14 protein-coding genes are annotated in these 11,296 nt (G+C 73.1%); 3 read left to right on the forward strand and 11 right to left on the reverse strand.

Going from position 1 to position 11,296, the window contains the following annotated elements:
- Positions 1-10: 10 nt before the first annotated feature.
- Positions 11-550, reverse strand: coding sequence for a hypothetical protein (locus tag B1205_RS12395; protein ID WP_089155729.1), 540 nt, complete (start codon positions 548-550; stop codon positions 11-13).
- A complete protein-coding gene (locus tag B1205_RS12400; RefSeq protein ID WP_089155730.1) occupies positions 547-1,473 on the reverse strand; it encodes a hypothetical protein in 927 nt (308 codons plus the stop codon). Before B1205_RS12400 ends, B1205_RS12395 begins: the two co-directional genes overlap by 4 nt.
- Positions 1,474-1,843: 370 nt before the next feature.
- On the opposite strand from B1205_RS12400, the gene B1205_RS12405 reads away from it, so the two are divergent.
- Positions 1,844-2,593 carry a YebC/PmpR family DNA-binding transcriptional regulator gene (locus B1205_RS12405; RefSeq protein ID WP_089155866.1) on the forward strand — a complete coding sequence of 250 codons (750 nt, stop codon included), beginning with the start codon at positions 1,844-1,846 and terminating at the stop codon, positions 2,591-2,593.
- Here the strand turns inward: B1205_RS12405 and B1205_RS12410 are convergent.
- From B1205_RS12410 to B1205_RS12430, 5 genes are all read right to left on the reverse strand, one after another.
- Positions 2,545-3,663: an ABC transporter permease gene (locus B1205_RS12410; protein ID WP_089155731.1), complete on the reverse strand. Its 1,119-nt coding sequence runs from the start codon at positions 3,661-3,663 to the stop codon at positions 2,545-2,547. The genes B1205_RS12405 and B1205_RS12410 overlap by 49 nt on opposite strands.
- Positions 3,660-4,553 (reverse strand): ABC transporter ATP-binding protein, encoded by an 894-nt coding sequence (locus tag B1205_RS12415; RefSeq protein WP_089155732.1) that lies wholly within the window; start codon positions 4,551-4,553, stop codon positions 3,660-3,662. Before B1205_RS12415 ends, B1205_RS12410 begins: the two co-directional genes overlap by 4 nt.
- A gap of 77 nt (positions 4,554-4,630) precedes the next feature.
- Positions 4,631-5,320, reverse strand: coding sequence for a response regulator (locus tag B1205_RS12420; RefSeq protein ID WP_089155733.1), 690 nt, complete (start codon positions 5,318-5,320; stop codon positions 4,631-4,633).
- The gene (locus B1205_RS12425) at positions 5,317-6,603 is read right to left on the reverse strand and encodes a sensor histidine kinase (protein WP_089155734.1); all 1,287 of its coding nucleotides are present in this window, start codon (positions 6,601-6,603) and stop codon (positions 5,317-5,319) included. Before B1205_RS12425 ends, B1205_RS12420 begins: the two co-directional genes overlap by 4 nt.
- Before the next feature lie 125 nt (positions 6,604-6,728).
- The gene (locus B1205_RS12430) at positions 6,729-7,304 is read right to left on the reverse strand and encodes a hypothetical protein (RefSeq protein ID WP_089155735.1); all 576 of its coding nucleotides are present in this window, start codon (positions 7,302-7,304) and stop codon (positions 6,729-6,731) included.
- A 145-nt stretch (positions 7,305-7,449) separates the two neighbouring features.
- On the opposite strand from B1205_RS12430, the gene B1205_RS31325 reads away from it, so the two are divergent.
- Together B1205_RS31325 and B1205_RS31330 are read left to right on the forward strand one after the other, a co-directional pair.
- Positions 7,450-8,286: a serine/threonine-protein kinase gene (locus B1205_RS31325; RefSeq protein ID WP_441338483.1), complete on the forward strand. Its 837-nt coding sequence runs from the start codon at positions 7,450-7,452 to the stop codon at positions 8,284-8,286.
- Between the two features lie 52 nt (positions 8,287-8,338).
- Positions 8,339-8,761, forward strand: coding sequence for a hypothetical protein (locus B1205_RS31330; RefSeq protein ID WP_254909880.1), 423 nt, complete (start codon positions 8,339-8,341; stop codon positions 8,759-8,761).
- A gap of 9 nt (positions 8,762-8,770) precedes the next feature.
- Here B1205_RS31330 and B1205_RS12440 read toward each other — a convergent pair whose 3' ends face one another.
- The 4 genes from B1205_RS12440 to B1205_RS12455 form a co-directional block, all read right to left on the reverse strand.
- Positions 8,771-9,262, reverse strand: coding sequence for a hypothetical protein (locus B1205_RS12440; protein WP_254909881.1), 492 nt, complete (start codon positions 9,260-9,262; stop codon positions 8,771-8,773).
- 37 nt (positions 9,263-9,299) lie between these two features.
- Positions 9,300-9,839, reverse strand: a complete 540-nt coding sequence (locus tag B1205_RS12445; RefSeq protein ID WP_089155737.1) for an RNA polymerase sigma factor — start codon at positions 9,837-9,839, stop codon at positions 9,300-9,302.
- A 135-nt stretch (positions 9,840-9,974) separates the two neighbouring features.
- Positions 9,975-10,919: a permease prefix domain 1-containing protein gene (locus B1205_RS12450; RefSeq protein ID WP_089155738.1), complete on the reverse strand. Its 945-nt coding sequence runs from the start codon at positions 10,917-10,919 to the stop codon at positions 9,975-9,977.
- The gene (locus tag B1205_RS12455) at positions 10,916-11,257 is read right to left on the reverse strand and encodes a PadR family transcriptional regulator (protein WP_089155739.1); all 342 of its coding nucleotides are present in this window, start codon (positions 11,255-11,257) and stop codon (positions 10,916-10,918) included. Before B1205_RS12455 ends, B1205_RS12450 begins: the two co-directional genes overlap by 4 nt.
- Positions 11,258-11,296 lie beyond the last annotated feature (39 nt).

Raw genomic sequence — 11,296 nt, forward strand, 5'->3', positions numbered from 1 at the left:
GCGCTTGCTCCTACGTCCGACGGCGGGTGATGCGGGCGGGCAGGAAACCGGTCATCGTGCCGCTGCCGGAGCCGGCCGAGACGCGCAGGTTGAGCGGCTTGTCATGGTCGTGGCCGAGGACGTCGTAGTAGCGGACCCGGATCACCAGCGAGCCCAGGTCGGGGATGCGGGGCGGATCGGTGAACCGCAGCCGCTGCTCGATGTCCGTCATCGGCTGCACCGCGTCGGCCTTCGGCTCGCCCAGCGGCACGAACGCCAGCGCCGAGCGGTCCAGCGTGATCCCGTCGATCCGCAGGCCCAGCATGGGGCCGGCGCCGACGTTGCGCAGCCGGACCGAGAGCACCACCAGTTCCTGCCCGCGCCAGGTGAGCCGGGAGTCCTGGATCATGGCGACCGGCACCACCGAGGTCTCCAGTTGCTCCCCGGCGATCCGCGCCTCCCGGGCCGTGGCGCGGTTGTTCTGCCAGGAGAGGATGAGGGCGATGATGCTGAGGGTGAGGGTGACGGCCAACCCGACGACCTGGAGCGCGTTGAGCGTCTCCTGACTCACGGCATGGTCCCCACGGCGCAGGAGAAGTTCCACTCCCGGAAGAAGTCCGCCATGAACCCGCTCACCACCCGGTCGCGGAAGAAGTCGCGGTACGGCACCTCGTAGTTCTCCAGCAGGAAGTCCGGCCGGGGCGCGATGCGGGCGTCCAGGTCCGCGTTGTCCGAGCCGATGGTCTCGGCGATGGAGTGGAAGTCCAGCCAGATGCCCCGGTACCCCTGGTTGGCCGGCGCCTGGATGTCGTAGACCTCCCGCAGGTGCACGTCCGGGGCGACCTCCCGGAAGTTGGAGATCTTGATGTCGAGCCGGCCGGTCCGCAGCGAGCTGGCCGCGTCCCGGCCGGTCGGCACCGGACGGAACCGGCCGTCCTCGTCCGGACGACGGGACAGCAACGGGCCGATCAGCTCGTGGCTGCTGACCGGCTTCTGCCGGTGCACCGGGATGAAGTCGTAGACGATCAGCGAGAAGCGGTAGGCGGCGCGCAACGGTTGCAGGTCGAAGTCCGAGTGCAGCACCTCGGACAGGTCGATCGCGATCCGGGAGATGAGCCCCCGGATGTACGGCATCAGCAGCCGGTACCAGTTGTGGAACAGTCGCAGCGACGAGCCCGACCGGCTGAGCGTGATCCGCAGGTCCCGCCGGATGTCGATGCGGAACCCGAAGGACGGCTCCTTGTAGACCACGCCGACGTCCCCGTCGCTCCAGTCCAGCCGCAGGGTGTCCACCTCGTGCAGCTCGCTGGCCTCCAGCACCTCCGCCACCGCCCGGTAGAGCCGTGCGCCGAGTTCGCGCCGCAACGCGTCCAGCCCCTGGAGGTCGCGCGCCGCGGGCAGTTCGACGATGAGTGAGAACCCGTTCAGGGCGTCCACCCCGTCGGGCCCCAGCATGTCGATCCCGGCGGAGAATTCGTCGAAGCTCTCGAGCACACGTCCTCCGTCCACTGCCATCGCGGGATGTGGACGTTAGCCGGGCGGGAATCGGCTCCGCAGGGATCGAACCCGGCAGGAGTGGATGGCTGTTCGGTGGAGCGTCCGGTGAACACCGTGGCGGACACGCAGGTCGGCGCGTTCCACGGCACGAGCGACCGGCGACCGGAGGAATTGTCGGATCTCCGTCACCCGGCCCTGGCCCGCGTTCGACGGTCCGGCCGGCGGGTGTGCGACGCCCCGGTACGGCCTCGGTAGGATTACCGGCGGTTCGGCAGGGCCATCACCCGCCGCAGCCCGCCACGTGAAGTCGTCGGGTGCCGGCGCGAGCAGTCGACGCAGGCGTGGGTCAACAGACGGAGGTATGCAGATGTCCGGCCACTCAAAGTGGGCGACCACCAAGCACAAGAAGGCCGTGATCGACGCCAAGCGCGGCAAGATGTTCGCCAAGCTGATCAAGAACGTCGAGGTGGCGGCCCGCACCGGCGGCGGCGACCCGGCCGGCAACCCGACGCTCTTCGACGCCATCCAGAAGGCGAAGAAGAACTCCGTACCGAACGACAACATCGACCGCGCGGTCAAGCGCGGCTCCGGCCTGGAGGCCGGCGGCGCGGACTGGCAGACGATCATGTACGAGGGCTACGGCCCGAACGGCGTGGCGATGCTGATCGAGTGCCTGACCGACAACCGCAACCGCGCCGCCACCGAGGTGCGCACGGCGCTGACCCGCAACGGCGGCTCGCTCGCCGACGCCGGCTCGGTGTCGTACATGTTCTCCCGCAAGGGCGTGGTGATCGTGCCCAAGGCCGGCACCAGCGAGGACGACGTGATGATGGCCGTCCTCGACGCCGGCGCCGAGGAGGTCAACGACCTCGACGAGGCGTTCGAGGTGGTGTCCGAGCCGGGCGACCTGATCGCGGTGCGCACCGCGCTCCAGGACGCCGGCATCGAGTACGAGTCGGCCGAGTCCTCCCTCATCCCCAGCGTCAACGTCCCGCTGGACGAGGACGGCGCCCGCAAGATCTTCAAGCTGATCGACGTGCTGGAGGACTGCGACGACGTGCAGAACGTCTACGCGAACTTCGACGTCTCGGACGAGGTCATGGCCGCGGTCGGCTGACCCGTACGCCCCGACGACGCGCGCCGGCCCCCCTTGACCCCGGGGTGGCCGGNCCGCCCGTTGGTGCGCAACAGCGAACCCTGGTAGATCCGCGCCCCGGCGGCGAGGAAGCCGACGGCGGCGAGCAGCAGCAACACCAGCGACACGACCGGCTCCCAGGCCGCCGCGTCGCCGGTGAACAGCCGTACCGGCATCGCGGTGGGGGAGGAGAGCGGCAGGTAGGACAGGATCCGCATCACGGTGGCGTTGTCGTTGCCGAACACCACCGCGAAGAACGGCGCCATCACCGCCAACTGCACCGGCGTGGACGCCCCGGCGATGTCCTCCTGACGGTTGACCAGCGCGCCGGCCGCCGCCCACATCGCCGCCAGCAGCAGGAAGCCGAGCAGGAAGAACGGCACGAACCAGCCGAGCGCGGGGGCGACCAGCGCGAGCAGGTCACCGTTGCCGGTCAGCCGCAGCCCGGCGACCACGGCGACGCCGATCAGCGCCACCTGTGCCAGCGCCAGCGCGCCGGCCGCGAGGATCTTGCCGGCCAGCAGCGCCCGGACCGGCACGGCGGCCACCAGGATCTCCACGATCCGGGTCTGCTTCTCCTCGGTGACGCTCTGCGCGACCTGGATGCCGAACGTCTGGGACATGAAGAAGAAGATGAACGCGAAGGCGAACGGCACCAGGTACGCGGTGACCGGGTCCACCGCGTCCGGGTCGAGCAGCCGTACCGTCGGTGCGACGCTGAGCGCCCCGACCACGTCGTCCGGGGTCCGGTCGTCGCCGATCACGGTCGGTCCGGCGACCACGGCCGCGTCCGCGTCGCCGTCGCGTACCGCCCGTTCGGCGGCGGCGTCGCCGTCGACCACGAGGACGTCCAAGCCGGCGGCCCGCAGCGGCTCGGCGCCGGCCGCGGTCACCGCCACCGTCGTCGGCCCGCCCTGGAGCAGGGCCGGAAGCACCGTGGAGGCCACCGCGACGAGCAGGAAGATCAGGGTGCCGTACCGGAAGGTCTTGTCCCGGAGCTTGACCTTGATCTCGCGGGCGGCGACCAGCCGGGTGGCCTGGTAGGTGTTCACTGGTTGACCTCTCGGAAGATCTCGGCGAGGGACGGGGTGACCGGGCCGAACGCCCGCACCGGGCCGCGGGTCAGCGCCGCGCGCAGCACCGACTGGTCGTCGACCGCCGGGTCGAGGTCGAACACGGCGCGCGGGCCGTCGAGGTCGACCAGCTCCACGCCGGCCTGGTCCCGCAGCCAACCCGCGTCGCCGTCGACCACCAGCTCGAACCGGGGCCGGGTGTACGCGGCGCGCAGCTCGGCCCGCGCGCCGGCGGCCCGGATCGTGCCGCCCGCGATGATCACCAGGTCGTCGCAGAGCCGCTCCACCACGTCGAGCTGGTGGCTGGAGAAGAGCACCGGCGCACCGGCGGCGGCCCGTTCCCGCAGCACGCCGACCACCGTGTCGACGGCCAGCGGGTCGAGCCCGGAGAAGGGCTCGTCCAGGATCAGCACCTCCGGGTCGTGCACCAGCGCGGCGGCGATCTGCGCGCGCTGCTGGTTACCCAGCGACAACGTCTCCAGCAGGTCGTCGCCGCGCTCGCCGAGACCGATCCGGTCCAGCAGCGCGTCGGTGCGACGGCGGGCCGCGGCGGCGTCCAGCCCGTGCAGGCGGCCGAGGTGCACCACCTGCTCGCGGGTGGTCATCTTCGGATAGAGGCCGCGTTCCTCCGGCATGTAGCCGAACCGGCGCCGGGCGTCCCGGGTGAGCTGGTGTCCCTGCCACCGCACCTGCCCGGCGTCGGGAGCGAGCACGCCGAGGATGATCCGCATGGTGGTGGTCTTGCCGGCGCCGTTGCCGCCGACGAACCCGGTCAGCCGGCCGGCGGTCACGTCGAAGGAGACGTCGGAGAGCACCTGGCGGCCGCCGAAGCTGCGGTCGACGCCATCCAGGCGGAGCACGCTGGTCATACCGGCGACGCTACGGCCGCGAGGGCGCGACGGCGTCCCACCAGGGGTTGATCATCCGGTCCGCCGGGCGGGGGACCTCACCCGCCGGGACGGACCACCCCGTGCTCGTAGGCGAAGACCACCGCCTGCACCCGGTCGCGCAGCCCGAGCTTGGCCAGGACGCGACTGACGTGGGTCTTCACGGTCGCCTCGCCGAGGTGCAGGACGCCCGCGATCTCCGCGTTGCTGGCCCCCCGCGCGATCAGCTCCAGCACCTCACGTTCCCGCGGGGTCAGCTCCGACACCGCGGCGTCGTGCCGGGGGTCGGGCGGCACCGCCCCGGGCCGGGCGAAGGTCGAGATCACCCGGCGGGTGAGCGCCGGCGCGATCAGCCCCTCGCCGCGCGCCACCACCCGCACCGCCTCGACGAGATCCTCCGGCGTGCCGTTCTTCAGCAGGAAGCCGCTCGCCCCGGCGCGCAGCGCCGCGAACAGGTAGTCGTCCCGGTCGAAGGTGGTGAGGATCAGCACCGCGGGACCGACCGGGTCGCCCTCGGTGATCCGGCGGGTCGCCGCCAACCCGTCGAGCACCGGCATCTCCACGTCCATCAGCACCACGTCGGGCCGCAGCGCGTACGCCATCGCGACCGCGCGTTCCCCGTCGGCGGCCTCACCCACCACCTCGATGTCGTCCTCCACCTCGAGGATGACCCGGAAGCCGCTACGGACCAGGTGCTGGTCGTCGACGAGCAGGACCCGCACCGGCCGGTCCGGCGCCGGGGCGGTCACGCCGCCCGCCCGACGGCCTCGACACCCAGCGGAATGCGCGCCCGGACCCGGAACCCGCCGCCGGCGCGCGGTCCCGCCTCCAGTTCGCCGCCGTGGGCGGTGACCCGCTCGCGCATGCCGATCAGGCCGAGCCCGCCCGGCCCGGGTGCGCCGCCGCGTCCGTCGTCGGTCACATCCACCTCCAGGTCCCGGGCCAGGTAGCGGATCCGCACGTCGAGCGAGGCGGCGGACGCGTGCTTGACCACGTTCGTCACCGCCTCCTGCACGATCCGGTACGCCGCCTGCGACACCGAACGCGGCAGCGCCGCCGGCTCGCCGTACACCCCGAGTTCGACCCGCAGGCCGGCCTCCCGGGCCCGGTCGACCAGCGCGGCGACCTGGTCCAGGCCGGCGGTGTCGGCGGGGGTGTCGTCCGGTCCGGACCCGACGTGCGGGTCGCGGAGCACGCCGAGCATCCGGCGCAGCTCGTCCACCGAGGTGCGGGCGGTCTCCTCGATCGCGGTCAGGGCGGTCCGCGCCTTGTCCGGGTCGCGGTCGAGGACCCGCCGGGCGGCGGCGGCCTGCACGCCCATCACCGAGACGTGGTGGGCGACCACGTCGTGCAGCTCACGGGCGATCCGCACCCGTTCGGCGATCACCGCGCGCTCCCGCGCCTGCGCCTGCGACCGGCGCAACTCCTCGGCCTGCTCCCGCAGCTCGTGTCGGCGACGCGCGGCCACCCACGCGGTCTGCCCGGAATAGTAGGCGAAGACGAAGAACAGGACGTTGTACAGCACCCCGTTGATCACGGCGGCGAGCACCGGCGGCACCGGCCCGGCCGCCCCGGCGAACGCCTCCGCGGAGAGCTGCTCCGCCCGCAGCGCGAGCGACAACCCCAGCCAGCCGAACATCGTGGCGATGATGCCCATCCGGAGCCGCCCCGCCACCCGCCGGTCGGTGCCCCACGCGCCCAGCGTGTAGAGGGCGGCGAAGAGCGCCCCGGACGGGAGCTGGGACAGCGGCACCGCCCGGGCCTGGCCCGCGACGAAGGCGATCGAGACGACCACCGCGACGGCCGCCGGCCAGCGTCGCCGTACGGCCAGCGGCGCGGTCGTCGCGACGGTCCACCAGAGCTGTTCGGCCAGGCTCGGCGGCGGCCCGAGCACGAACGCCCCGGTGCTGCGCGCCAGGGTCAGTTCGAACAGGGCCAGCACGGTGACGGCGAGGCCGATCCACAGGTCCGCGCGGAGCTGCTCGGCCGTGGGAGCCGGTCGTCGCCAGCCGGTGGTGGGTGCGGTGCTCACGGTACGACCATGCCATCCGGCCCACCCCGACCCACCGGGAAGGGCGGCACGAGGTGGGCCGGGCGACACTGTGCCGGACGACTCGTCCGACGGGGGTACGGCGCGGCATCGCCTGATGGCCTCGATCAGCAGGAGCAGCCCCGGCGGAAGCCGACCTCGACGAAGGACGCCAGACCGGCCTCGTAGTAGCCGACCCCGGGCCGGATCGGATGGCCGGTGAACAGCTCCACCCGGGATCCGAACCGCACCAGGTACGCCGTGGCGTCTCCCGCGTCGTTGCGGATGAACCTGCCGCGCGGCCCGTAGATGGCCGCCAGTTCGGCGAAGGACATCCCGACCGCCGCGCCGGCCGGGGAGCGCGGCGGGACGGTGGCCGTCCCCACCGACACCAGTCGCCCGTCGCGGAAGGCCAGCAGGATCACGCCGGCCCAGGCTCCGGTCGCGCCGGCATGCTCCACCCCGGCGCGACCGGGTGCCGTCCAGTCGATCAGCCCGGCGGCGGCGAGCCGGTCCAGCCGGGCGCCGATGCGATACGGGCCGGCGCCGCCGACGCCGAGCACCTCGGTGAGCGGACGAAGCCCCGGCGCGGTGTCGCCGGCCGCCCCGGAGGCCGGGACGGCGGCCGCGGCCGGCCCGGCGGCCGCGGCCAGCGGGGCGACGGCCAGCACCCCGGCGAGGACGGTGGACGCGAGACGGTTCATGACGTTCTCCTTTGTCAGGTTCCCTGTCTCATTGGTCTCCGGCCGACCCGGTTCCGTTCGGCAGGCGGTCGATTGGGTGTCCCCGCTACCGTCGAAGGCGCGGTGCACGCCGATGGCGGCCCGGAGGTGAGCGATGGCCATACCGATGCGGATCGGGGCGTACCGGGTGGAGCGGCTGCTTGGGACGGGGTCCTTCGCCACGGTCTGGCTGGCGTACGACCCGGTGCTCGAGGACCGGGTGGCGATCAAGGTGCTGGCCGACAACTGGAGCCACGACCTGCGGGTACGAGAACGGTTCCTCGACGAGGCGCGACTGCTGCGACGGCTGGAGCACGACCGGCTGGTCCGGGTGCACGCCGTGGGTGAGCTTCCCGACGGCCGCCCGTACGCCGTGCTGGCCTGGGCGGACGGCGGTAGCCTCCGGGACCGCCTGGCGCGCGGCCAGGTGCCGGTGATCGAAGCTCTGAGCGTGCTCGACGAGATCGCGGCGGGGGTGGCGGTGCTGCACCGGCACCGGGTGGTGCACCGCGACCTGACCCCGAGCAACGTCCTTTTCCACTCGGGGCCGGGCGGCGAGCGGGTGCTCATCGCCGACCTGGGGCTGGCCAAGGCGCTCGCCTCCGCCTCCGGGCTGACCGCCCGGGCGGGTACGCCCGGATACATGGCGCCGGAACAGGACGATCCGCTCGCGGTCGTCGACACCCGTGCCGACGTGTTCGGTCTGGGTCGCCTCGGGCTGCGGCTGCTCGGCGAGGGCGCGACGTCGGGCGGTGCCGCCGACGACCGGCCGGTCGACGGGGCGCGGCTGCGGGCCGGGGTGCCAGCGGGGGTAGCCGCGGTGCTCCGGACGGCCAGCGCCGTCCGTCCGGCCGACCGCTATCCGGATGCGGCCGCGTTCCGGGAGGCGTTGCGGGGCGCGGCGGCCGGCGCGGTCGAGGGCCCGGCCGGCAGCGTTCCACGGCGACCCCGCCGGNGCGGGTGACACGGCCCGCCGTGGCCCGGCCGGTGTCACCGGTCGCAGCGGGCCGCTGACCGTGGTCCTGCCGCCCGGGTGGCGGGCCGAGGGTACCGGTTGGGCCGGGCAGTACGGCGACGACGGGCGCCTGGAACCGGCGTTGGTGATGTCCCCGGATCCTCGGTCCTGGGCGGTCGATCCGAGTCTGCCCGGCGCCTTCGTGGGCCTCTCCGCCGCGACGGCCCGCCGCACCGGTCCCGCGGGCTTCCTCGCCGAACGGCCGCACGCCGACTGCGTCGCGGCGCCGCTGCGGCGGACCTGGCAGGGGAGTGTCGAGTGGACGGTCGCCACATACGCCTGCCCCACCGGTCGGCCGCTGATCGTGGAGGCCGCCGGGCTGGCCGGGGGTGCGACCGGCCTGCTCTACGTGCAGCTCACCCCGCCACCGGACCGGGGTGGTGACTTCGTCGACGCGGTGCTCGCCGGGGTACGGACCCGTTAGCTTGTCCGGTCAGACCACCACCACCGTGACGGGGTACGTCCGACCGTCCTGGGGAATGCTGACCACGACGGTGCCGGCGCGCACGAACCGGATGTCCACTACGCCGGCCTCGTAGCTGCGCGAGACCAGGTGCTCCTGGTCCACCTCGACCTGGCCCGGCCCGATCCCCTGGATGCGCAGCACCCCGCCGGTGGCGAAACAGAGCGACCTCACCAGTGCCAGCTCCGTTTCCGCGAGGTTCAGGTCGTAACGGACCGCGCCGAGACACGCGGTGGGCGCCGTGGTGCCGGCTGGCGAGGTGGGTCGGGTCGACCGGGTCCGGGTCGGCGCGCTCGACTCGGGACGTGCCGGTGTCCGCGTGGTCCGCGACGGTGGTGCGGCGGGCGAGGTGGAGGCGGGCGGGGGAGCTGCGGCGACCGTGCTGGCCGCCGGCGGCCGTACGGGCAGCGGCGAGACCGGTTGGTCGGCGCAGGCCGGGGCACCCAGGAGGAGGACGAGCATGGCTACGGCACCGCGCCGACGGCCCGGGACGGGTCGCTCATTCATCGGACATCCGCTGTCGGAGTTGCCGGCGGCCCTCGTGAATCCGGGACTTGACCGTCCCCTCCGGCACGTCGAGCAGGCCGGCGATCTCACGGTGACTCATCCCCAGCACGTCCCGTAGCGTGACCGCCTCGGCGAGATTCGGTGGGACCGCGTCGAGGGCGTCGAGCAGGTCGAGCCGGGTGCCGGCCACCACGCTGGTTCGCCGGGGATCGGGCGGATCGGGCAGTGGCACGCCACCGGCCTCCCATTGCCACCGGCGCCGCAGTGTCCGGTAGGTGGAACGGGCCCGATTGGCGGTGATCCGGTAGAGCCAGGTGTGGAACGACGAGCGCCCCTCGAACTGGGTGATGCCGCGGGCGAGCGCGAGCAGCGCGTCCTGGCAGGCTTCCTCGGCGTCCTGCTGGTGGGGCAGCAGGCGGGCGCACTGTCGCAACACCTCGGGCCGCACGGCGACCAGCAGCGCGTCGAGTGCCTTCCGGTCGCCGCGGGCCGCCGACCGGGCCAGCTCGTCGGTGCCGTCCGGGAGGGGCATCAGTTCGTCCAGTGCTCGCCGAGGGCCGGGAACCCAGCTTATGCCCGTCGTCGCCGCAACGACCCCGGCGAGTCGGGCAGCCGACGTGGCGCCCGGCCCGGCCCGTACGTGGCGAGGGCCGGGCCGGGCGCGGTCTCAGTGGGTGGCGCGGCGGGCCTTGACCGCGCTGTCGATCACGTCCCACGCCGCGATGACGACGGTGACCACGGCGGCGATGCGGGTCACGTCGTCCGCCCCGCCCTCGCGCAGCCAGGCGAACCGCTCGATCAGCTCCGGGTTGAGCAGCCGGTCGGTGAGCAGCAGCCAGACCACCGGCGCCGCGAACGCCAGGTTGAGCAGCGCGTTGACCGCCACCAGCGGCCAGGTCCACCGCCCGGCCCGGTACTTCGCGATCTCCAGCCCGATGGTGGCGGCCAGCACCACGATCAAGGCCGGGAGCCAGAAGCTCCACAGGGCCGGGTCGAGCACCGGCAGCCGGGAGCCGTCGTCGTTGGTCCAGTGCTGGAAGTGCTGGCCGACGAGGACCCCGATCGTGCCGAGCAGGAAGACGACGGAGGCCACGCTGTCCGGCTGGCTGATCTGCCGATCGTGGGTGTCCTCGGGAAGCCGGTCGACGGTCCACTCGGGCAGTCCCAGCGGCGTCTGGCTGCGCTCCAGCAACGCGAAGCAGAGCGTCAACCAGAACGCGATCTGCACCGCGGTCTGCATCGCGACCACGACCGCCGTGCCGATGGCCGCGCCCGGCGCGTCGCCGGCCGTGGCCTTGACGAGGCCGGCGATCACGCCCACGGCCGCCGGCACGTAGGTGAGCAGCGGTCGCAGCACCCGCCACCAGAGCAGGAAGTAGCGCGGGCCGATGAGGTGCAGCGTGCGGTCGCTGTAGCGGGCGGCGAGCTGCTCGGGGTTGCCCATCTCGGTGAGCACCTCGCGTTCGGCGGCGGCGTGGTCCTGTCCGCCGGTGGTCCGATCGTCGATCATGTCGGCGATCGAGGCCCGCAGCTCCTCGGCGAGTTCGGTGCGGCGCGACGCGGGCACGGCCCGCAGGGTGGCCGCGACGTAGCGGTCGGTCAGGGAGGTCATCGCCCCACTCCTTCGATCAGCTGGGTGACGGAGGTCTGCACCGCGGTCAGGTCGTCGAGCAGGCGGCCCAGCACGGCCTCGCCGTCGGCACTGACGCGGTAGAACTTGCGCGGCCGGCTCTCCTCGGTGTTCCACTCGCTGGTGAGCAGGCCCTGTTCCTCAAGCCGGCGCAGCAGCGGGTAGAGCGTGTTGGCGTCGACCGCGAAGCCGTGCGCGGCCAACCGTTGCAGCAGGGCGTAGCCGTAGTCGGGGCGGCGCAGGGCGACCAGGCTGGCCACCACGACGGTGCCGCGTCGCAGCTCCTGGAGATGGGTCCGAAGAACCTCGTCGCTAACCATGCGACACACGATACTGTGCGCCACACAGTATCGCAATGA

This window comes from Micromonospora sp. NBS 11-29 (genome assembly GCF_002140155.1).
Lineage (GTDB): Bacteria > Actinomycetota > Actinomycetes > Mycobacteriales > Micromonosporaceae > Micromonospora.

Excerpts from the sequence above, each read along its gene's own strand:
- B1205_RS12430 (WP_089155735.1), bottom strand. The coding sequence starts at position 7,304 with ATGAACCGTCTCGCGTCCACCGTCCTCGCCGGGGTGCTGGCCGTCGCC.
- B1205_RS12445 (WP_089155737.1), bottom strand. The coding sequence starts at position 9,839 with ATGCCCCTCCCGGACGGCACCGACGAGCTGGCCCGGTCGGCGGCCCGC.
- B1205_RS12440 (WP_254909881.1), bottom strand. The coding sequence starts at position 9,262 with ATGCTCGTCCTCCTCCTGGGTGCCCCGGCCTGCGCCGACCAACCGGTC.
- B1205_RS12450 (WP_089155738.1), bottom strand. The coding sequence starts at position 10,919 with ATGACCTCCCTGACCGACCGCTACGTCGCGGCCACCCTGCGGGCCGTG.
- B1205_RS12415 (WP_089155732.1), bottom strand. The coding sequence starts at position 4,553 with ATGACCAGCGTGCTCCGCCTGGATGGCGTCGACCGCAGCTTCGGCGGC.
- B1205_RS12455 (WP_089155739.1), bottom strand. The coding sequence starts at position 11,257 with ATGGTTAGCGACGAGGTTCTTCGGACCCATCTCCAGGAGCTGCGACGC.
- B1205_RS12405 (WP_089155866.1), top strand. The coding sequence starts at position 1,844 with ATGTCCGGCCACTCAAAGTGGGCGACCACCAAGCACAAGAAGGCCGTG.